The 20,400-nt window shown below is 63.5% G+C and carries 18 protein-coding genes; 8 read left to right on the top strand and 10 right to left on the bottom strand.

From position 1 onward, the window contains the following. A complete protein-coding gene (locus RM96_RS29985; RefSeq protein WP_082016792.1) occupies nt 1–1,146 on the top strand; it encodes a DegT/DnrJ/EryC1/StrS family aminotransferase in 1,146 nt (381 codons plus the stop codon). A gap of 18 nt (nt 1,147–1,164) precedes the next feature. Here the strand turns inward: RM96_RS29985 and RM96_RS36510 are convergent, their stop codons facing one another. The 9 genes from RM96_RS36510 to RM96_RS29940 form a co-directional block, all read right to left on the bottom strand. Then, complete coding sequence (locus RM96_RS36510; RefSeq protein ID WP_052279840.1) at nt 1,165–1,818, bottom strand: class I SAM-dependent methyltransferase; 654 nt, start codon at nt 1,816–1,818, stop codon at nt 1,165–1,167. A 39-nt stretch (nt 1,819–1,857) separates the two neighbouring features. Further along, nucleotides 1,858–2,154, bottom strand: a complete 297-nt coding sequence (locus tag RM96_RS29975; protein WP_039015373.1) for an EscU/YscU/HrcU family type III secretion system export apparatus switch protein — start codon at nt 2,152–2,154, stop codon at nt 1,858–1,860. Next, nucleotides 2,151–3,488, bottom strand: coding sequence for a flagellar hook-length control protein FliK (locus tag RM96_RS29970; protein WP_039015372.1), 1,338 nt, complete (start codon nt 3,486–3,488; stop codon nt 2,151–2,153). Before RM96_RS29970 ends, RM96_RS29975 begins: the two co-directional genes overlap by 4 nt. 132 nt (nt 3,489–3,620) lie before the next feature. Further along, nucleotides 3,621–3,968: a flagellar protein FliT gene (locus RM96_RS29965; protein WP_039015371.1), complete on the bottom strand. Its 348-nt coding sequence runs from the start codon at nt 3,966–3,968 to the stop codon at nt 3,621–3,623. Nucleotide 3,969: 1 nt separating this feature from the next. Further along, nucleotides 3,970–4,416, bottom strand: coding sequence for a flagellar export chaperone FliS (gene fliS, locus RM96_RS29960; RefSeq protein ID WP_039015370.1), 447 nt, complete (start codon nt 4,414–4,416; stop codon nt 3,970–3,972). A gap of 31 nt (nt 4,417–4,447) precedes the next feature. Then, the gene (fliD, locus tag RM96_RS29955) at nt 4,448–5,926 is read right to left on the bottom strand and encodes a flagellar filament capping protein FliD (RefSeq protein ID WP_039015369.1); all 1,479 of its coding nucleotides are present in this window, start codon (nt 5,924–5,926) and stop codon (nt 4,448–4,450) included. Nucleotides 5,927–5,973: 47 nt separating this feature from the next. Next, nucleotides 5,974–6,345 carry a flagellar protein FlaG gene (locus tag RM96_RS29950; RefSeq protein ID WP_039015368.1) on the bottom strand — a complete coding sequence of 124 codons (372 nt, stop codon included), beginning with the start codon at nt 6,343–6,345 and terminating at the stop codon, nt 5,974–5,976. 114 nt (nt 6,346–6,459) lie between these two features. Further along, nucleotides 6,460–7,707, bottom strand: a complete 1,248-nt coding sequence (locus RM96_RS29945) for a flagellin FliC (protein ID WP_039015367.1) — start codon at nt 7,705–7,707, stop codon at nt 6,460–6,462. Nucleotides 7,708–8,068: 361 nt separating this feature from the next. Next, complete coding sequence (locus RM96_RS29940; protein ID WP_039015366.1) at nt 8,069–8,392, bottom strand: RNA chaperone Hfq; 324 nt, start codon at nt 8,390–8,392, stop codon at nt 8,069–8,071. An 835-nt stretch (nt 8,393–9,227) separates the two neighbouring features. On the opposite strand from RM96_RS29940, the gene RM96_RS29935 reads away from it, so the two are divergent. Both RM96_RS29935 and RM96_RS29930 read left to right on the top strand, forming a co-directional pair. Further along, on the top strand, nt 9,228–11,138 hold the full coding sequence (locus RM96_RS29935; protein WP_238587472.1) for a methyl-accepting chemotaxis protein: 1,911 nt from the start codon (nt 9,228–9,230) through the stop codon (nt 11,136–11,138). 169 nt (nt 11,139–11,307) lie between these two features. Further along, nucleotides 11,308–12,900: an MDR family MFS transporter gene (locus RM96_RS29930; protein WP_052279839.1), complete on the top strand. Its 1,593-nt coding sequence runs from the start codon at nt 11,308–11,310 to the stop codon at nt 12,898–12,900. 25 nt (nt 12,901–12,925) lie between these two features. On the opposite strand, the gene RM96_RS29925 is transcribed toward RM96_RS29930, so the two are convergent. Beyond that, complete coding sequence (locus RM96_RS29925) at nt 12,926–13,894, bottom strand: oxygenase MpaB family protein (RefSeq protein ID WP_082016786.1); 969 nt, start codon at nt 13,892–13,894, stop codon at nt 12,926–12,928. A gap of 1,345 nt (nt 13,895–15,239) precedes the next feature. Here RM96_RS29925 and RM96_RS40630 point away from each other — a divergent pair. From RM96_RS40630 to ltrA, 5 genes are all read left to right on the top strand, one after another. Then, nucleotides 15,240–15,368 (top strand): hypothetical protein, encoded by a 129-nt coding sequence (locus RM96_RS40630; protein WP_274520244.1) that lies wholly within the window; start codon nt 15,240–15,242, stop codon nt 15,366–15,368. 159 nt (nt 15,369–15,527) lie between these two features. Then, on the top strand, nt 15,528–16,763 hold the full coding sequence (locus RM96_RS36620) for a tyrosine-type recombinase/integrase (protein WP_039015362.1): 1,236 nt from the start codon (nt 15,528–15,530) through the stop codon (nt 16,761–16,763). Beyond that, nucleotides 16,750–17,721 (top strand): tyrosine-type recombinase/integrase, encoded by a 972-nt coding sequence (locus RM96_RS38030; protein WP_082016785.1) that lies wholly within the window; start codon nt 16,750–16,752, stop codon nt 17,719–17,721. Before RM96_RS36620 ends, RM96_RS38030 begins: the two co-directional genes overlap by 14 nt. Further along, the gene (locus RM96_RS29910; protein WP_039015361.1) at nt 17,718–18,749 is read left to right on the top strand and encodes a tyrosine-type recombinase/integrase; all 1,032 of its coding nucleotides are present in this window, start codon (nt 17,718–17,720) and stop codon (nt 18,747–18,749) included. Before RM96_RS38030 ends, RM96_RS29910 begins: the two co-directional genes overlap by 4 nt. 132 nt (nt 18,750–18,881) lie before the next feature. Then, a complete protein-coding gene (ltrA, locus tag RM96_RS29905) occupies nt 18,882–20,210 on the top strand; it encodes a group II intron reverse transcriptase/maturase (RefSeq protein WP_238587471.1) in 1,329 nt (442 codons plus the stop codon). Nucleotides 20,211–20,400: the final 190 nt, after the last annotated feature.

Below are 20,400 nucleotides of genomic sequence, written 5' to 3'. Positions count from 1 at the left end.
ATGAAGCGCATTCCGGTCTCTGGTCCTTCGATCACCGAGAAGGAGATTGCTTATGTCACGGACGCCGTGGCCAACGCCTGGTACGCCAACGCCAACGTCTATAACGACCGCTTCGAGCGTGCGTTCGCGGAGTACCATGGCGTTCGCCATGCGGTATCGCTGCCGTCGTGCACCTCGGCGCTGCACCTGTCGTTGCTCGCGCTGGGCATCGGTCCGGGCGACGAGGTGATCGTTCCCGACTGCACGTGGATCGCCAGCGCGGCGCCGGTCAGCTATGTGGGCGCCACACCGGTGTTTGCCGACATCGATCCCGACAACTGGTGCCTGTCGCCGCAGTCCTTTGCCGCCTGCATCACGCCTCGCACCAAGGCCGTGATTGCCGTCGACCTGTACGGCAACATGCCGGACTACAGCGCGCTGGCCGAAATCGCGGGCCGGCACGGGATCGCCATCATCGAGGACGCGGCCGAAGCCGCGGGCTCGCGCTACCGCGGTCGCGCGGCCGGTACCCTTGGCGTCACCGGAACCTTCAGTTTCCACGGCTCCAAGACGCTGACCACGGGCGAAGGCGGCATGCTCATTACCGATGATGAAGCGATTTATCGCCGCGTGATGGTTCTGCGCGATCACGGCCGCCGCCCGGGTGACACCATGTTCCAGAATGCCGAGGTGGGCTACAAGTACAAGATGAGCAGCCTCCAGGCCGCGCTGGGGCTGGCACAGATCGAGCGCATCGACGCACTCGTGGAGCGCAAGCGCGAGATCTTCGGCTGGTATCGGGAAGAGCTTGGCGACTGCGACGGGATCGTGCTGAACCATGAAGCGCGGGCGGTGCACAACTCCTATTGGATGGTGACTGTGATCCTGCCCGAACGGCTGGGGGGAAAGGCCGGCGTGATCCGGGCGCTAAGCGAGCAGGGGATCGATTCCCGGCCGTTCTTCAGTCCGCTGAGCAGTCTCGATGCCTATTCCGCAACCCCGATGGCGCGTGCGGCGCGCGCGCGCAACACCGTTTCCTACGCCGTGGGAGCACACGGGGTGAATCTGCCGTCGGGCCTGAACCTGGAGTGCGCCGACGTCGCGCGGGTAGGCGCTGCGGTGCGGGCGATGCTGAGGGAAAGTGTGCCGACGGTCATGCCGGCTTGAACGGCCGGATTGCCCGGCTTACGGGTGGCGATGGAGCGAGAGCTTGCGCTGCGGGTTCCGGAACACGGCGGTAAAGCCGAAATCTTCCAGCGTTGCCCGGTGCACGTCGTTTGCATAGGCGATCATTGACTTCCCTTTCCTGAAGTGCTCCAGGTTCCGCGAGACGAACTTGCGCAGGATCACGTCATCGAACGGGTTGAACATGAAGATCAGGTTGCGCGCATCGGGCAGTTCGAACTCGGTGGCGTCGGTGTTGGTGAACGAGATATTGGATGCGCTCCCCGAGCGGAACTTCTCCAGGTTGCCGTTGGCGATGGCGTTCAGTCTGTCAGACAGCTCGACGCCGACAATCTTCCTGAACGGCCGGCGGGTGTGCGCGTAGAAGCAGGCCTTGCCCTTTCCCGAGCCGAGATCGATGAAGTTGTCGAAGGTCTCGCCCGTGCGCCCGGCCTCGGCAAACAGCTCGCGCAGGTTCCTGCACCAGACCGCGTGGTACGCCGATGCATGGGCGACGGGAAGACAGTCGCTGTCCATCAGATCATTGGCCGCAATGATGCCGCCGAGATCGAGTCCATGCCGCTTCTCGAACAGATAGTCTTCAAAGTCGAAGAATTTCCAGGTCAGGGCTTCGAGTAGGGGCTTCCTGCGTGTCGCGGCAGTGGTGGTAGTCATGGTGAATGCGTTGTCTGTCCGCCAGCGATTGTCAGCGGATCAGGCCGGGCCGAAATGCGGGTCGCCGGCCTTCTCCTGCTCCAGCTGGTAGAGCCACGCCAGCAACTCTGCCACCGCGACGTAGAGTTGCGGTGGAATATGAGAGTCCATATCCACCTGCATCAGCAGGTTGACCAGAGCGGGGGAGTCGTGCACATAGACGCCGGACTCCTTCGCTCGCGCGATGATTGAATCCGCGACCACACCGTAGCCCTTGGCGACAACGCGTGGTGCGCTGTCCTTCTTGTCATAGGTCAGCGCCACCGCAGCGCCGCGAGAATGATCGGCGTTGCTCATTGCGACCGCCTTGGCGTGCCGGTGCCGGCTGTGAACTGCACCAGCTCGATGCCATTGGCTGCGAGACGTTCCTGCAGTCTGGCGCGGGCATCGTCAAGGCGGTTGGCAACCTCGGACGCGCCGGCAACCAGCCGCGCCCCCAGCCCGCCGGGCGACAGGGAAAGCCGTGCCTCGACCGTCCCCAGTTCGGGCAGCTCCAGCAACAGGCGGGTCGACCAGGTCTGGGCTCCTTGCCTGCCGCGGGCGGCTTCGTCGTCCGCTTCGACGTGGTCGCGGGCGATCTCCCATGCCATATGGGTGCCGGGCCACGCTTCGCCGGCCCAACGGAACTGCTGGGTGGCGAGCAGCTCGAGCTGCTGGCGGACCAGCCCTTCGGCGCCGGGATGCACGGCGGGGCCGGCAGGTGTCGCGCTGGCCGGCGGATTGTTCAGGCTGTCGTACACATGCTCCGGCAGGCGGGCGGCAGGTTGGGGCGCGTCGCCTGCGCGGGCCATGGCTTCGTAGAGCAATGCGCCCTGCTGCGGGGTTGCCGCAGGGCCGGTGCCGGTGTGCGGTCCGGGGGACAGGGTGCGCGGCACCGGCAGCGCGTGGTCGGCCGGCCCAACTTCGGTCTGCGCTGACGCGGCACGGTAAGCCGCCACGCGGCCAGATGCCGCCTCGCTCAGCGGATCGCGCGGTGCCGTCCGGGCGGCAAGCGCCTGCGCAAGAGTGTCAGCAGGGCTGTCGGCGGCATCGCCTGCGGCGGGGCCAGAGGGGGGATTTGCCGCGGCGCCTGGCCTGGCAGCGGGGGCGGGAAGCAGCGCGACGGGCCGGCCCGTCGCTTCATCCGGTTCGCCGTCCGGCGCGGGCATGCCCAGCGATGCCTGCGGCTCCTTGCGGACTTCCGTCAGCGTGCGCGCCCCATTGACCCACTCAGCCAGGTGCGACTCGTAGAACAGGCCACTATGGTCCACCAGACCTGCAAGGGCGGCCGGCAGCGCGGCGGCCGTGGTCGGCGTCGGCGGCGCCGGCATCAGCGTCGCGGTCGCGCGCGGGGCGCTGTCCGCTGCCTGGCCGAGAAGATCGAGGATCGTGCGCGCGGCAAAGCTCAGGGTTTCACGTGTCGAAGTGGTGGTGACCAGGCCGCTGCCATTGAGCGCACCGCTGGCTTCCTGCGCCTGGCGTCCCTGGATTGCAGCATTGCCGGCCTGACCGGCGTTGCGTGAGTTGGTCTGGGTGACGTCGGGCGCCGGCAGCAGCGCGGCAAGCTTGTTGACCGAAAGGGTCGGCCGCAGCGTCTGCGTATCGGGACGCGGTGTCAGTGAGGCGTCGGGAGGCAGGAGCAGGCCGGTCATGGTGCAAGCCAGTAAGACGTAGGGTCGCGGTCGCGGTGGCGTGGCCGGCTGTCAGCGGTCAGGAAGCAGGCGGATGCCGGACGCCGGACGCAGGGCGAGACATGCATGCAGGCATCGCCATCGCCCCCGGGTTCAGATTGCCACGCCGTAGGCCTGGCCGAGTTCCTGCCTGCGGCGGGAGTTGCCCAGCAGGGCTTCGAGCTGCGACATCTGCGGCATGATGATCTGGCGAATGGCTGCGTCGTGCGCAAGGATGCGCTCGAGCAGGCGGTAGCGGCGCGTGCGCTCCTGCGTGGAGGGCACCGGCTGCGGGCCGAGGGCGCGCAGCTGGTCGACTTCCGCGACATAGACCTGCTGCAGATCGCTCATCGCATCCCAGTTACCGGCGCGGGCCGCTTCCAGCATCTGCTCGGAGAGCAGCAGCAGTTCTTCGTAGCCGCGGGTGACCGGGCCTGGGGCTTCGAGTTTGAACGAACGCATCTCAGTTCTCCACGGCCAGCAAGGGCGCCGGTGCCTGTGCTTGCGCGGGCGCGGCAGCAGGCGGTTGCTCGCCGATCTGCGCCCACGCGGACGCGAGGTGGGCGAGCAGGCCGTCGACCTCGGTCAGCAGGGCGGCGTCGTTGCGCAGGTTGGCCTGCAGCAGGCGGCGCGACATGTAGTCATACAAGGCTTCGAGATCGGCTGCGATCTCGCCGCCGGCCTCGTGGTCGAGTGCGGCATTGAGGCCATTGACGATGATGTCGATGGCCTTCGAGATGGCATTGCCCTTGGCCGGGATATCGCCGGCGTCCATATGGAAGCGGGCGCTGGCGATGGCCGCGCGCGCTCCGTCAAACAGCATGACGATCAGCCGGTGAGGGCTGGCGCTCATGGCCCCGGTCTGGACTCCGACCTGGGAATAGGCGTTGATGGCATTGCGCGCGTACATGGCGATCGGCTCCCCGTAAAGGCTTGCTGGCTTACTTGCCGCTCGACGAGTTGTTCATGGCATTGAACTGCTGCGTCAGGTAGGTGCTGGTGTTCTTCATCTGGGCCATGATCATGTCCAGCTGGGTGAACTGCGCACGGTAGTTGGAAATGGTGGCGTTGACGCGGTCCTGGGTCGCGCTGTACTGGTCGCTCAGGTCCTTCAGGCTCCGGTTGATGCCGTCGGTGGCGGCCGTCAGGGCCCCCTTGTTGCTGGTCAGCGCAGTGATGGTGGTGCTCAGCTGGTTGCCGTAGCCGCTCTTGCCGTCGTCATTGCCGAACAGGGCCGCAACACCGCTCGGGTTGTCGCTCATGGCCTTGTTCAGCTTGGTGGTATCCAATGCCAGCGTGCCATCGAGCTGGAACGTCACACCTACTTGTGCCAGTGCCGTGATGGCGTTTGTCCCGCTGCCCGGCTGCGGCGTGTTGAGCACGCTGCGAATCTGCGTCTGGATCAGGCGCAGCACACCGTCTCCAGTGAGAGGCGAACCCGTTTGCGTGGTGGGATCGTAGGCCGACAGGCTGGTGGCTGCATTCTGCAGGTTGTTGTAAGCAGTGACAAAGGCCTGCACGCCATTCTGGATCGAAGCGGTGTCGCGCTGGACCATGACGTTGCTGGTGCCGGTCTGCGCCAGCGAAAGCGTCACGCCCTGCACGGCGCCGCTGACCTGGTTGCTGGCGCTCTGGATCGCGATGTTGTTGACGGTCAGTGTTGCATTCTGCGCGGTCACGGTTTGCTGCAGGTTTTGCGTGCCGGCCGGATCGTTGGCAACCAAGTTGGACAGCGCGCTGGTGCCGTCGCTCGACGTGACCGAGATGTGCATGCTGTTGGTGGCGCCGGTATTGTTCGAGTTCAGGACGAGGCGATAGGGCGTGCCGGAGCCGTCGTTGATGATGCTGGCAGTGACGCCGGCATTGGCCTTGTTGATGGCGTCGCGGATGCCTTGCAGCGTGTTGTTGCTGGAGTCGATCGTGATGTCGAAGCCGGTCGAACCCGTATTCGCGGTGAAGCTCGCCCCGCTGTACTTGCCATAGGTGGGGCTGGCGGCGTTGGTGTCGAGCGTGCCACCGGTGATGGCGCCGAAGTCGATATGGATCGTGCCGGTACCGATCGCCGCATCCTGCTTGGCCTGGCCCGTGCTCACCAGCGACTGCGCCTGGGCCAGGGCGGTGACATTGACCGCATAGCTGCCGGCGGCCGCGGTGTTGCTGCCAGTGGCAGTCAGGACATTGGTGTTGCTGGAGGTGGCGGTAGCTGCGTTGAAGAAGCTTGGCTTGGATAGCTGGTTGGCCGTGCCCTGGAAGGCGGCAAGCATGCTCTGCAGCTGGCCATAGGCAGACAGCTTGGTCTGGTAGCTGCTCTGCTGCTGCTTGATGACCGTCAGCGGTGCCTGCTCGGCGGTAGTGAGCTGATCGAGCAGCGTGCTCAGGTCGAGCCCTGATCCAACGCCGAGGTTAGAGATTGTTGCCATGTCTTCTACTCCAGAGTGCTACTTCAAATCCAGGTCCGATGGACGGCTCAGGCGGTCTGGTTCACAAAAAGGCCTTGCAGCTGCGTCATCGCATCGGAGATGCGCACCAGCTCCTCGGTCGGGATTTGGCGGATCACTTCACCGCTGGTCTTGTCCATCACCTTGGTGATGACGCGGTGGCTGGTGCTGTCGATTTCAAACTGGACGCTGACCGAGGCGGTGCGCAGCGCGTCGGTCAGGCGCTCGAGCGCAGCATCCAGAGACGGCGATGGTTGCTTGCCGTCCTTCGCGACGCCGCCAGGCTTGCCCGGTGCAGCCGCTTCGACGAAAGCGCCGGGCATGCGGCGCTCAGGCCATTCGGTCAGCTGGGTCGCCAGCGCGGCAGGCGGCGCGGACGAAGTGGTAGCGGCAGTAGCCATGATCGTCTCGACTCAGTGGTTGCTTGAAATGCTTTCCCAGGACGACGGCCCTGGGGAAACATTCCACGACAGTGCCGGGCACGAGGCCCGGCACCGGTGCTACGCGTCAGTCAATTAACGCAGCAGCGACAGCACGCCTTGCGTGGTCTGGTTGGCCTGGGCCAGGACCGAGGTACCAGCTTGTTGCAGGATGTTGGCGCGGGTCATGTTCGACACTTCCGTTGCGTAGTCCGCATCCTGGATACGCGAACGCGACGACGACAGGTTGGTGATCGTCGTGCCCAGGTTGGCGATGGTGGAATCCAGGCGGTTCTGGATCGAACCCAGCGAGCTCTTCAGGCTGTCTACCTTTTGCAGAGCGGCGTCCAGGGTAGCCATCGGGTTGGCCGAAGCGCCAGCCGTCAGGTTGGCGGCGGTCAGCTTGCTGGTGTCGAGCGTGAATGCGGCGGTGCCAGCGGTGGTGGTGGTGTCGACGTTCGACATGTCCAGCGCCACGTAGGTGTACATCGCGGTAGCGGCCGTGGCTTGGGTCATGCCCTGGTTTTGCAGCGCCTGGGCTTCGGTCGCGTTTGCCGGGGTGATGGCGACTTCAGCGAACCAGTTGCCATTCTTGTCTACCACGGCGGTGCCGGTGACTGCGACGCTACCCGCGGCGATCCCCAGCGTCTGGGCCAGCGTGCCGCCCGTCGCCTCGGCAACGGTGTTGGCGCTGACTGCGGTCGTAGCACCGAAGACAGCCTGGTAGTTCGCAGCGACGGCGGCGGCGGGCGCGGCCATCGAACCAGCAGCGGCGGTGCCGGCGAACGAGGCGGTCGCCGTGGCTTGCGGGCCATTCACATTGAAGCTTTGCAGGTTCAGGGTCTTGGTGCTGATCTCCTGCAGGTTGACGGCGATGGTCTGGCCGTCATTGGCGCCAACCTGGACGTTCACCGGCTTGGCCGTCGACGACAGCACCTTCACGCCGTTGAAGTCGGTCTGTTGTGACAGGCGGTCGATTTCCGACATGCGCTGGCCGATTTCGTCCTGGATCGACTTCAGGTCGGAGGCGGAGTTCGAGCCGTTGGCGGCCTGCACCGACAGCGTACGGATACGCTGCAGGTTGTTGGTCACTTCGGTCAGCGCGCCTTCAGTCGTCTGCGCCAGCGAGATACCGTCGTTGGCGTTGCGCTGGGCTTGCGTCAGGCCGTTGATGTTCGAGGTGAAACGGTTGGCAATGGCCAGACCAGCGGCATCGTCCTTGGCGCTGTTGATGCGCAGGCCCGAAGACAGGCGCTGGATCGCCGTGTTCAGTTGCGATTGCGAAGCGTTCAGGTTGTTCTGAGTCATCAGAGACAACGAGTTGGTATTGATGATGGACGCCATGGTTGCGACTCCTATATGCAGTGATTTACACAGTCCGGCGGATGCCGTAACGTTGGCCGACTGCGTTGCAGTGCTGTAGTGCCTCCGTTGCAAAGGTTATCGACCACGCTTTGGAAAGGTTTAGAGTGATCTTTGCAGCGACTTTGCGCGGGGCCGGAGCGGCGCGGAACACGGCAGGCGCATGGTGCTGCCGGGCGGGAATCAGGGCGTGAAGAGCCGCGGAGCAGGCGTTGGATGGTGGCTGGCACAGACACGCTGTCAAAATGAAGCGAAGCGGTTCTGGCTAGACGCGCGGCCGCAGACGGTACAAGTAGTACGGCAAGGCCGCGCAACGACGCCAGAATCGTTTTGACAGCGACTCTTAGCGCCGCCGCCGCGGGCGCGGCATATATATAGGCACAAAATCCGGCGCACTGGCCGGATCCGGGACAACGATCGGGGCTTCGGGGCCGTTGCCCGGCACGATCAGCGAAATGGCGCTCTTGTAGACCATGGTCGGCCGGTCGTCCTGCGGGTGCTTGGCCAGCAGGAGCATATAGTCGTCCGACGCGATGACGACGCCCTGCAGCCGAGTGCCGTTCGAGAGATAGACAATAACGGGGGCACGACTGACGGAATGGGCCGTGAATTGCTGGTGCTGCAGTTTCCGGCTGGTTCGCGGGGGCCTGATTTCCTTCTTCTTCACAACTTCTCCGGAAGAGCCCGCGAGGGTTCTGGCGGCTGATGACGGTCCGTCGGCCCGTGCCGGTGAACGGCAATGCCTGGCCTGGGCGAGGGATGAAACATTCGCTCTCGGTGCCGGCACCAGCGGACGGATCCGCCAGGAGAGAAGGGGAATACTTCAGGGGTGAGAGTAACAAAATTTTACAAACATTGACGGCCTGCGAGTGAGTCTGGGTCTAGAGGCTTTGCTCTATAAAAATTGTTGCATTGCGAAAAGATATTCTTTACATACTTTTCGTGCAACGAGGCGGGGATGGCCCTGATATCTCGCCATCCTTTGTCCAGACTAGGCTGGCGGGTGATGGGGACAGTCCGGATGTGATCCGCCGAGCTTGTCTCAATCGATCAAATCTGTTAAAAGTGAATCAAGCGCCTTATTTGGTATAAGGGAATTCCCTGATAGAAACGGGATTTACACCTCATGTAAGCGCGTTTATATTCGTTTCGAGAGCCATTTGGCTCTTAGCAGTCCTGGAAAGCCTACGAGCACCCCGCGCGTGGGCTTCTTTTTTTGCGCCACGTCATTGGTATCGCGCTCTGCGGCGCAAGTGTCGAGTTCGACAGATCGGGTGTGCCCTGCGGGATTAGAAGCCACCCTCCCTGATGGCAATTGCCCGAAATGCGGGCACTTTCCCCGCCAATTCCAAATTCCCTTCAAGAAGTGTTCGATGACCGCCGATAGCGGTCACGTGCGCTGCCCTTCGCCGGGCATGACCGCGCTCGTACGAACAAAGTAATCGAGAGCAGGAGGGTACGCAGTGATGGCATGGATGCGAAATCTGGGCATAGGGGCGCGGATGTCCCTGGCCTTTTCCGTGGTGGTGCTTCTGCTCGTGGGCGTGGCCGTGTTCGGCGTCATGTCGCTGGGCGGGATGAACGATGCCATGCGCATGACGGTGGAAGGCCGGCTGCTCCGGGTGCTGGAGCTCCACCACGTCAAGGAGGATGCGCAGGCGATCGGCATCATGGTGCGCGACGCCACGCTGACCGAGGATCCCGCGCTGGTCACGCAGCACACCGAGCGCATCGACCGCATGCGCAAAGGCATGCAGGACGCACTCGACGACCTGGGCAAGGTGATGGCGGCATCGGGGCGTCCGGAACTGCACAAGGTCTTTGCCGACCTGAACGAGGCCCGCGCCGCCTACAACGGCCAGCTGGACATGGTGCTGCGCCAGTTGCAGGCCGGCGAGTTCGCCGGCGCGCGCGCGGGGCTGGTGGTGACGCTGCCGGCCGCACAGGGCCCGTACTTCGGCAAGCTGGATGAAATTGCCGAGATGGGGCGGGCCTCGGCGGTCGCCGCGGTGAAAGAGGCGGGCACGCGCTACATCTGGACGCGCAACATCCTGCTGGGAGCCGCCGCTGCCGCGGTGGCGCTGGCTGTGCTGCTCGGCATCGGCATCACGCGCTCGATCACCCGCCCGGCGCGCCAGGCGCTGGAAGCCGCCGAGGCGCTGGCCACCGGCAACCTGCGCTACGTGGTCAAGGTGCGCAGCCGCGACGAGATGGGCCGCATGCTGGGCGCGCTCGAGCGCGCCTTCAGCCATCTGGCGGCGCTGGTGCAGGGCATCCAGCAGGCATCGGGATCGATCGACGGAGCGACCCGCGAAATCGCCCGCGGCAACAGCGACCTCTCGCAACGCACCGGGCAGCAGGCCGCCTCGCTGCAGCAAACCGCGGCATCGATGGAGCAGCTGACCTCCACCGTGCGCCAGAACGCCGACAACGCCCGCCAGGCCAACCAGCTGGCGGTCAACGCGTCGGACGTGGCGACCGAAGGCGGGCGCGCGGTGCGCGACGTGGTGCAGACCATGGAAAGCATCTCGAAATCCTCGTCGCAGGTGGGCGAGATCACCGGCGTGATCGAGAGCATTGCCTTCCAGACCAATATCCTGGCGCTCAACGCCGCGGTGGAAGCCGCCCGCGCGGGCGAGCAGGGGCGCGGCTTTGCGGTGGTGGCCTCGGAAGTGCGCAACCTGGCACAGCGCTCGTCGGCAGCCGCCAAGGAAATCGCGGAACTGATCGGCGGCTCGGTGCGGCAGGTGAAGGACGGCGCGCGCCAGGCCGAGCAGGCCGGGCGCACCATGGATGACATCGTCGGCGCAGTGCGCCGGGTGACGGACATCATGGGCGAAATCTCCGCAGCCAGCGTGGAACAGACCACGGGCATCGAGCAGGTGAGCCAGGCGGTGTCGCAAATGGAAAGCGTGACGCAGCAGAACGCGGCGCTGGTGGAGCAGGCCGCGGCCGCCGCCGAAAGCCTGATGCAACAGGCCGACGGGCTGGTGGTGGAAGTGGGGCGCTTCGATGTGGGCGATGGTGCGTCGGGCGGGTACGCCGTTGACCGGCGCCAGCCTGCCGGGCGCACCGACAGCCACGTGTCGGTCACCGCCCGGGCCATAGCGCTGCCGTCCGAGCCCGCGCCGCGCGCACCGTCCGCCCGTCCCGCACCGGCGAGCACTGTCCCGTCCCGTGTGTCCAGCGCAGCCCGCGCCCGCGCCCCGGCCGTGCCCGCGGCAGTCCGGCCTCCGGTCGAGCGCAAGGCGCAGAAGTCAGTGCTCGCTAGCCGCGCGCCGGCCATGCCTGCCAAGCCTCGGGCACCCGTGGCCCGCCAGCGGCAGGAGCCGGTCCTGCAGGTCACGCAGCGTCGCCGCGCGGCAGCCGGCCAGCCGGCGCTGGCCGACAGTGGGGACTGGGAGACCTTCTGATCGCACCGAACGCCGGGCATCCGGCGCGGGCGCCAGCGAGACCGGCGGGTTGCGCCTACAATGCGGGTTCTCCCTGACCCCCTAACTACAAGAGCGGGCCAGTCCGCTTCCCGGTTGCGCACGGCGTCCCGGGGTGCGGACATCAGTCCACTGGCCGGCCGCAGCGCCCATGACCGCAGTCTCTTCCCAGCCGCCGCATCCGCAGGCGGCCGATCCTGTTTCCTCGTCGTCATCCTCCGCCCGGCACGGCAATCCCCAGCCCCAGGTGCCGGTCATGCAGGTCATCTTCGGCCTGATGCTGGCCATTCTGCTGGGCGCGCTGGAGCAGTCGATCGTAGCCGTAGTGTTGCCGGAAATCGCACTGCAGCTCAATGGCTTCGAGGACATGGCGTGGGTGATCTCGGCCTACCTGGTCGCTTCCACGGTTGCCACGCCGATCTACGGCAAGCTGTCCGATGTGCTCGGGCGCCGCTCGGTGCTCTCGTTCGCGATCGTGATGTTCACGCTGGCCTCGGTGGCGTGCGCGATGGCGCAGACCATGCCGCAGCTGATCGTGGCCCGCATCCTGCAGGGCCTGGGCGGCGGCGGGCTGATCTCGGTCTCGCAGGCGACCATTGCCGACGTGGTGCCCCTGCGCGAGCGCGGCCGCTACCAGGGCTATGTCAGTGGCGTGTGGGCCGTGGCGAGCATGGCCGGGCCGGTGATCGGCGGCTATCTGGCGCACTTCCTGTCGTGGCGCTGGATTTTCTGGATCAACCTGCCGCTGGCGTTGCTGGCCCTGGTGAGCGTGCGGCGCGCGCTGCGGCACCTGCCCGCGAGCGGGCGGCGCCATCGCATCGATTATCTCGGCGCGCTGCTGTTTGGCGGCGGCCTGAGCGGGGTGCTGGTGTTCCTGACGCGGCTCGGGCAAGGCCAGTCGCCGTTGCGGCCGGATACGCTCGCGTTGCTGCTGGCGGGGCTGCTTGGCCTCGCTCTCTTCGTCTGGCAGGAGCGCCGTGCCACCGATCCCGTCATTCCGCTGGCGATGCTGCGCGTGCCCACTGTGGCGATCTGCTGTATCACGCTGTTCCTGTGCTTTTTCCAGCTGATAGCGATGTCGGTGCTGCTGCCGCTGCGCTTCCAGGTGGTGGGCGGCGCGCATGCCGACGCCGCCGCGCTGCGTCTGGTGCCGCTGACGCTGGCGATTCCGTTCGGCGCATTCGCCTCGGGCCGGCTGATGTCATTGACCGGCCGCTATAAGCCGTTGCAGATGGTGGGCTCGCTGGTGGCGCCGCTTGCCATCGTGGCGCTGGCGTTCGTCGATCCGCGCTCGGTCTGGCTCTGCGTGGCGGTGATGGTGGTGCTGGGCCTGGCGATCGGCCTGCAGTTGCCGAGCGGACTGGTGGCCACGCAGAACGCGGTGCCGCCGCAGCAGGTTGGCGTGGCGACCGCGCTGACCGCGTTCTCGCGCATGCTGGGCGGTGCCGTCGGCGTGGCCGTGCTGACGACCGTGCTGATTGCGCTGTTGCGCCACGGCGGCGTAGCCGTTTCGGACCTGGCCGGCGGTGAAGACATACTGATGAGCATGTTCCGGCGAGTCATGGCGGCGAATGGCACGGAAGCCGCTGACGCGGCCGCCGTGCGTGCAACCGCCGAGCATGCGTTCCGGATCCTGTTCCTGCTGAGCGCCGGCGTATCCCTGATCGCGCCGTTCCTTGTTGCTCGCCTGAACGAGGCGACCCTGCGCGGCAGCACGGCGAGCGCCACGGTGTCGGCAGAGTAACAAGGCCGGCGGAGGCCGGCGCCGGCTATCCGCCGCTCGCCACGCGCCGCCGCGCCCGCACCGCAAGCCCGCCGCCCAGCACCCAGCGCAGCGTCGGCGCCAGCACCTGCATGCCCGCCAGCGAGACCGGCCGGCGCACCGAGGGGCCCTCCAGGCTCAGCGCCTGTCGCGCCCAGCGCGGCAGCAGCGCAATGCCGGCATAGGCCATCACGCGCACGGCCGGCTTCAATAGTGGATTGGCCACCGGCATGATCATCACCAGCCGCACCACCTCGCGTGTGCGCTCGCTCACTTGCAGCTGGGGCCGCATCGATTCGAGGTAGCCGGCGATCGCCGCGCGCGAACGCGGCACGCTGGTGGCGCCGAGCAATTCCGCGATGTGCGCCACCTCGCCGTAGTAGCGGTCCTGCTCGGATTCGCTGAGCGGACCCACGTAGCGCAGGTACCCCGCCAGGAAGCTCGACACCTCCGCCACATGGACCCAGGTCAGCAGCGCCGGGTCCGTCGCCGCATAAGGCCGCCCGTCGGGTGCCGTGCCGGAGACACCCGCATGGATGCGCCGCACGCGTTCGATCAGCGCCAGGGCATCGGCGCGGCTGCCGTAGGTGGTGCCGGCGATGAACTGCGCGGTGCGGCCCAGGCGCCCCTGCATGTCGGTGCGGAAGGTGGAGTGGTCCCATACGCCGGCGAGCGCCAGCGGGTGCAGCGTCTGCAACAGCAAGGCGCTGACACCGCCCGCCAGCATCGCAGGAAAATCCGAGTGCACGCGCCAGCAGACCGCGTCGGGGCCGAACAGCCCCGGGTCGCCGGGTGGGTTGTCGTAATCCAGCGTGAGGCCGGAATTGCTGCGGGTCAGCGCGCGTACCTGGGCGCCCGCCCGGTTGCGCAGCTGCGTGGAAAGCTGGGTCAGCAGCCGGCCCTGGCGGCGGCCGGCGGCCGGATCGGATGACGTGGGCAAGGTCGGAAATCGGAAGAATGAAGCCACGTTCAGCATACACGGGATGCCGGCACCAGTGGACCATCGGTGCCGTCGTCGCCCAACCTGTTCTTCGCTGGATTGCGGCGTTTGGGTTCTTGGATGCTCTGCTGTTTCGCCGGCGTAGCCGGCGACTCCCTTTTTGACTGCGCCAAAAAGGAAGCAAAAAGCGCTTTCTTGCCCGCCGGGCGGGAGTCTTATCGTAGTGAGCTACGGTTTTTGTACGGGTATTTGCTTCAGCGCATAGCTGGACTGCCTGCCGCGCAGATCGCCAAGGGCAACGCCGGGAACAGCGCTGTCCTCCCGACCTCGTGAGAGCGGAGTGGCTCAGTGATCGAACGGCGTGCCTGCGGCAAGAGGTGCCGGACCACAACCGTGGTGCGCGATGTCGCTGCGCAGACGGACGGACCTCAAGCCGCGTACCACTCCCCTCTCACGAGGTCGGGAGGACGGCCTATCAATGCCTCGCGCCCTCTCGTTACCACGCGGCAGGCATCGTAGCTATGCCCTGAAGCCCATACCCGTACAAAAACACGCGCACGCTACGATAAGACTGGCCGTCCGCCGAGGACAGTAAGTCAGTATGACTCCCGTGGCAGCGAGGCTGGCCGCCGTGGGGAACCAGACGCGGATTAGCATTGCTGCCAGAGCCGCATTGAGGGGGAGGCGAATCCGCCACTCAACGGCTTATTTCCCACGCGGAGGCCAGCATGAAAGACGATAGCACTCTGTACGTCGGTCTGGACGTTCACGTGCGACCTGAAAGTCGCTTAAGTTTCTGTTTCACTGGAGAAGGTATGACCTGATGAAACCGGTTGTTCCATCAACCGTTCCCTACCCGGACATGCCGAGCCGGCAACAGCTTGGTGTGAAGCTCCGGGGACAACGTAGCCGCCGGATAACCGGTACGCCGAACCGCGAGGTGAGGTGGAATCTGCCAGCACAGAGGCGGAGAGGAGCAAGGGACGGGCGGGTACGACCAACACATGTGAACTTCCGATAAACGTCGTCACCAAGAAACAAGCCAAACGTGCTGACAGGCTTGAACCAAAACGGTACGCGGTGTGGAGTGGCCCTCGTGGACTGGGCCACCATGGACGCCTAGCCGCCGGCGAATAGGAAGGGTCCGCCCCGCTCAGAGACTCAAGCGGAACAGGGTAAGCCCATCGTGCTGCCGGCAACGGCAGGCGAACCGCAAGGAACGCTGTTGGCGCGGTGGGTAAAGGAATGCGGAGAAAGCGAATGCCCGGCTGTAATGGACGGGATACGGGCTGAGACATTGCCCGACGCGAAAGCGGGCAGACTTCCGCGCGGTCATTCATGGCGGGATAACTTTGACCAATCGTTATACGAGGGAAAGCAGATGACGGCAACCGACGCGAAAGCGCTCGGGGCTGGTGCGCCCTCGCGCGCTGCGCAGATGTGGGATCAGGCGGACTGGTCGCAGATCGACGCAGAAGTGAAACGACTTCAGGTGCGTATCGCCAAGTAACGTTGCACATAACGTTACTTGGCTAATGTGTAGCACTTCGTTATGTGAAGCTCCGCGGCTTCAGTCGCGCTGGTCCATACCCTCAGCATCTTCCCTCCACATAACCTTGAACGTTTGGCGTAGGGTGATATTCCCTCTGAGCAACTTTACGGAGGCACCATGCTCACGGAACCATTTCCCAAGGCACATGGACGCTACGCCGAATCACCGGTGGCGCCCTGGCTACACAGATTCGCCGAATGGCTGACGAATCGCGGATATTCGCGCAAGGCGACCAGGGGTCATGTTCTGAGGCTCCGTCAGGCGCTCGAACGCGCTGGAGCGTTTCCACCTCAACGGGGATTGACTCGTGGCCAACTTGCCGAGCTATTCTTATTTTCGACGCGCCCGGAGCAATACCGGGCTACCGGACACAATTTTCAACGGTTCCTGATCTCGACTGGCCAAGGGTGCCTGATGTCCGAACCTGAGTTCGGCCGCTTTACGCGCGTCCTGGTTGCATATCGGGAGTATTTGCTTGAAGCGCGCGGCTACGCCGTCGAGACTACCAAACATCATCTGGATACGGCATATGCCTTCCTCAGTCATGCCGTTAAGCCTGATTCTCCGGTCAGTACGATCTCCGCGTGCGCAGTCGAATCCTTTGTTACTGCTGCCGGACAACGCTTGAAGCGCACCACGCTGCAACAGCCGGTGGGTCAGTTGCGTTCTTTTCTGCGATTTTGCTATGACCGGGGCGAAGTTCTCGCGCGGCTTGATGGCATCGATACACCCAGGGTGTATCAAGGCGAGTTGCCACCCAAGGCTCTCCCGTGGAAGCTCACCCTCGCGTTTCTGGACACAATCGACCAGACTGAAGCCGCGGGATATCGGGATCATGCCATTCTCTACCTGATGGCCTATTTCGGTTTGCGCCCGTCTGAGGTCGCATTGCTGAATCTGGACTCGATCAACTGGTCTTCCGGAACACTTCAGGTGGAGCAACGCAAGACGCGCTCGAGGTTGGTCCTGCCTCTGCCATCCGCCGCACTTGCGCTACTTCGCCGCTACGTTTACGACGTCCGCCCGCCGAGCGCCCTTCCTTCGCTATTTCTGCGCCTCCGCGCACCTGCTCAGGCACTGACGAGCACTTCAATACGATCCATCTACCGAAGACGGGCGCGCCAAAGCGGACTACCTCTTGAAGGGACTTCGTCGTACAGCTTGCGCCATGGGTTCGCAATGCATTTGCTGGAGCGCGGAGTCGGCATCAAGGCCATTGGAGACCTGCTAGGCCATCGAACTGTAGAAAGCACCCACGTCTATCTACGTCTGCAGATCGAGAGCCTGCGTGAAGTCGGATTGTCGTTGCCACGGCTTGCCGAGGCAGAGGGAGGGCAACATGAAACCGTATGATTTCCCCCTTGGTCCGCTCGTCGAGCGGTATGTTGCCACAAGACGCGCCCTCGGCCGTGATTACCGTTATGAGCAGATGACCCTGGTTTCGCTGGGGCGCTTCCTGTTGGACCGGTGCGCAACAGACCTTGACTCGGCCCAGTTTGAGGCCTGGTGTAACTCGCTATCTGGAGTTTGTATCAATCATCGTCGGAAACGGCAGTTGATCGTTCGTAAGTTCTGTCTCTACCGGCAACGTACAGAACCAGCATGTTTCATCCCGGACATCAATTGCTTTCCTCGCCTGGTCGCTTGTCGTCCGCCGTCCATCTTCGGCGAACAGGAAGTGGCACGGATGCTTGCTGCGGCGGACCGATTGCCTGCGACTCATCGAGGGCCACTACGGCCGGCCGTCGTCCGGCTGGCAGTGGTCCTGCTTTATACGACAGGCCTGCGCATAGGAGAAGTGGCACGACTGACGATCGGCGACGCCGACATTGAACAAGGGGTATTACATATTCGCGAGTCCAAATTTCACAAATCCAGATTTGTTCCGCTCTCGACCGACGCGCGCCAGGAACTGCAGTCGTATCTTAAGCTGCGGTTGACATTACCTTCACGCAACGAATCGACGTCCCCCTTGCTTTGCAGTTTCGCGAACGGATTTCGCGGTTATTCCGTTGGCGGTCTTCGAGAAGCTATCCAGAACGTGTTCCATGCCGCCAATGTGCTCGGCAGCGATGGGCATTGCCCACGCGTTCATGATATGAGACATGTCTTTGCTCTTCAGGCCCTCCTGCGATGGTACCGAGAGGGACTCGACGTGCAATCACAGCTTCCCAAGCTCGCACTGTATATGGGCCACGTGTCCATCGTCTCGACTGCGTACTATCTGAAGTGGATTCCGTCACTTGTGGCAGTGGCCAGCCAACGCTTCGAAGCACACTTTGGCCATGTGATTGATGGAGGTGCATCATGAATCCCAGTCATCCAAACGAACTTGGACGCTCACTGGTACGCTTCTTCCACGAATATCTTCCGACCTTGCGCGGTATGAGCGAACACACGATTCGTGGCTACCGAGATGCCATCGTGCTGTTCCTACGTTACCTATCCGAGGATTCTTCACGGCCCGTGGACAGGCTCGACCTTTGCGATATCAATTCGGAAGCCGTCAGTCGGTTCCTGACGTTCATCCAGGAGAAGCGCAGCAACGGCATTAGCACCCGTAACGCTCGATTGGCTGCGCTCCATACATTCTCGCGGTTCCTGTCGAACCACTATCCAGAACACATGCTCGAATGGCAGCGGATATTGGCACTACCGTTCAAGCGAGGAGCAAGGCAGGCACCAGTCGAATATCTGGAGGCTTCTGAAGTCAAGGCGGTTCTCGATAAAATTGACCGCTCCACCGAAGCTGGCCAACGCGATTACGCGCTCTTTGCCGTGCTGTTCAACACGGGCGCCCGAGTGCAAGAGATCCTCGATCTGCGCCGTTGCGATGTACGCTTCCAATCGCCATGCCAGGTTAGACTGAAGGGTAAGGGTGGCAAGATACGCTTCTGCCCAATCTGGGCTCGTACTGCCAGGTTGCTGCGAGATTTGCCACGAGCGCGGCCTGATGTTCTTGAGGACCGCGAGGACTTCTTGTTTCGCAACAATCATGGCGGTCAACTTACCCGCTTCGGTGTGCGATATCTGCTTAGCAAGTATGTTACGGCTGCCGCCGAAGACGTCGACACCCTTCGTGCCAAGCGAATCCATCCTCATTCACTGCGTCACGGAACCGCCGTTGCGTTACTCAAAGCCGGTTTCGACTTTGCAACAATCAGTCAATGGCTTGGGCATAGCACGCTGAATACGACCATGATCTACGCGAGAGCCGACATGGATATCAAGCGGCAGGCGCTTGCGCAGGTCTTTCCTGATATCCTGGGCGGACAGGCGCCAACCAGTCAGAACACTCCCAAACAACCCGATATCATCGATTGGCTGCGTCGGCTGTAGGCTGGAAAATTATGTGGAGTTCGAACTGAGCCAGTGGCTCTCGAGGCCAGCACTCTACTCGAACTCCACATGTCGGTTAGCTCCACATTAGCCAAGGCAACTCGGGAAGGCCGATGGGGCAAGGTGAAAGCCTTGCAACGTCTGCTGACCCGCTCGCATAGCGGCAAGATGCTCGCCGTGAAGCGTGTGACGGAAAATCGCGGTAAGAGGACGCCGGGGGTGGATGGCAGAATATGGCCGTCCCCGGCGGCCAGATGGAACGGAATGGTGTCGCTACGTCATCGCGGCTATCGTGCGATGCCGCTGCGGCGGATTTACATTCCCAAGAGTAACGGCAAGAAGCGCCCGCTGGGAATTCCATGTATGCGGTGCCGGGCGATGCAGGCTTTATGGAAGCTCGCTCTGGAACCCATCGCAGAGACCCTGGCAGACGCCAATTCCTACGGCTTTCGGCCCGGACGCTCGACCGCCGACGCCATCGAACAGTGCTTCAACGTTCTGGCCAAGCGTGCCTCGCCAGAATGGGTTCTGGAGGGTGACATTCGAGGATGTTTCGACAACTTCAGTCATTCCTGGTTCCTGGAGAACATACCGATGGATAAGGAGGTTCTGCGAAAGTGGCTTCAGGCCGGATATATCGATGAGGGAACCCTGTTCGAGTCGCGGGCGGGTACACCCCAAGGGGGTGTCATCTCGCCTGTGATCGCGAATATGGCGCTGGATGGGCTTGAAGCAGCAGTTTGTGCAAGTGTGGGAACATCAACAGTTGCTCGCAGACAGGCTCAGCTCAACGTCGTCCGTTATGCCGATGACTTTGTGGTGACTGGCGTATCGAAAGATGTGCTGGAATCCCGGGTGCTTCCCGCGGTCAAGCAATTTATGGCCGCCCGAGGCCTGGAACTCTCGGAAGAGAAAACCAGAATCACCAACATAGCGGAGGGTTTCGATTTCCTTGGCCAGAACGTGCGCAAGTACGGCGGCAAACTGCTGATCAAGCCAGCGACGAAAGGTATCAAATCGCTGCTCGACAAGGTCAGGGGAATCATAAAAGACAACGCGAGTGTCACCCAAGAGGTGTTGATCCGTAGGCTGAACCCGATCATTCGGGGATGGGCTATGTATCATCGCCACGTCGTGGCAAAAGCGACCTTCTCGACGATAGACTCGCACCTCTGGCACCTGCTCTGGAAGTGGGCAAGACGTAGGCACCCCACGAAAGGAGCCCGGTGGGTCAGGCAACGGTACTACCGGCGCGACGGACACCGGTCCTGGGATTTTGCAATGAAGGGTTCAACCGAGGGTGACACCTGCGGCCTGCAACTCTTCCGAGCAACGACGGTCGCCATCCAGCGCCACATCAAAATCCGGGGACTGGCCAATCCGTTTGATCCGGCATGGGACACCTACCTTGCCCGCCGTCGATCCGCGAAACGTTCCGCTGGGCTGCCCGGTGCCACCTAGTGGTGCTGAAGGATGGCTTGAGCCGGATGCGGGGCGACTCGCACGTCCGGTTCTTAGGGGGCGGCGACGCAGTAATGCGTCGCTGCTACCCGACAAGGACTCAATCACGGTTGCCTATGCGATAGGCCCGGGCGAAGTAGAGGTCTTGGGCAAGATCGGCACGACGCAGATCGAAGTCGATCGCTTGTGC

Origin of the sequence: Cupriavidus sp. IDO, assembly GCF_000812465.1 — a bacterium.
GTDB lineage: Bacteria > Pseudomonadota > Gammaproteobacteria > Burkholderiales > Burkholderiaceae > Cupriavidus.
This window is presented reverse-complemented; position numbering and strand designations above follow the sequence as displayed.

Coding starts and splice junctions, on each gene's coding strand:
- RM96_RS29930 (WP_052279839.1), top strand. CDS start 11,308: ATGACCGCAGTCTCTTCCCAGCCGCCGCATCCGCAGGCGGCCGATCCT.
- RM96_RS29910 (WP_039015361.1), top strand. CDS start 17,718: ATGAATCCCAGTCATCCAAACGAACTTGGACGCTCACTGGTACGCTTC.
- RM96_RS29975 (WP_039015373.1), bottom strand. CDS start 2,154: ATGAGCAACGCCGATCATTCTCGCGGCGCTGCGGTGGCGCTGACCTAT.
- fliS (WP_039015370.1), bottom strand. CDS start 4,416: ATGTACGCGCGCAATGCCATCAACGCCTATTCCCAGGTCGGAGTCCAG.
- RM96_RS29925 (WP_082016786.1), bottom strand. CDS start 13,894: ATGCTGAACGTGGCTTCATTCTTCCGATTTCCGACCTTGCCCACGTCA.
- RM96_RS36510 (WP_052279840.1), bottom strand. CDS start 1,818: ATGACTACCACCACTGCCGCGACACGCAGGAAGCCCCTACTCGAAGCC.
- RM96_RS29985 (WP_082016792.1), top strand. CDS start 1: ATGAAGCGCATTCCGGTCTCTGGTCCTTCGATCACCGAGAAGGAGATT.
- RM96_RS29970 (WP_039015372.1), bottom strand. CDS start 3,488: ATGACCGGCCTGCTCCTGCCTCCCGACGCCTCACTGACACCGCGTCCC.
- fliD (WP_039015369.1), bottom strand. CDS start 5,926: ATGGCAACAATCTCTAACCTCGGCGTTGGATCAGGGCTCGACCTGAGC.
- RM96_RS29950 (WP_039015368.1), bottom strand. CDS start 6,345: ATGGCTACTGCCGCTACCACTTCGTCCGCGCCGCCTGCCGCGCTGGCG.
- RM96_RS29945 (WP_039015367.1), bottom strand. CDS start 7,707: ATGGCGTCCATCATCAATACCAACTCGTTGTCTCTGATGACTCAGAAC.
- RM96_RS36620 (WP_039015362.1), top strand. CDS start 15,528: ATGCTCACGGAACCATTTCCCAAGGCACATGGACGCTACGCCGAATCA.
- RM96_RS40630 (WP_274520244.1), top strand. CDS start 15,240: ATGACGGCAACCGACGCGAAAGCGCTCGGGGCTGGTGCGCCCTCGCGC.
- RM96_RS29935 (WP_238587472.1), top strand. CDS start 9,228: ATGTCCCTGGCCTTTTCCGTGGTGGTGCTTCTGCTCGTGGGCGTGGCC.
- RM96_RS38030 (WP_082016785.1), top strand. CDS start 16,750: ATGAAACCGTATGATTTCCCCCTTGGTCCGCTCGTCGAGCGGTATGTT.
- RM96_RS29965 (WP_039015371.1), bottom strand. CDS start 3,968: ATGCGTTCGTTCAAACTCGAAGCCCCAGGCCCGGTCACCCGCGGCTAC.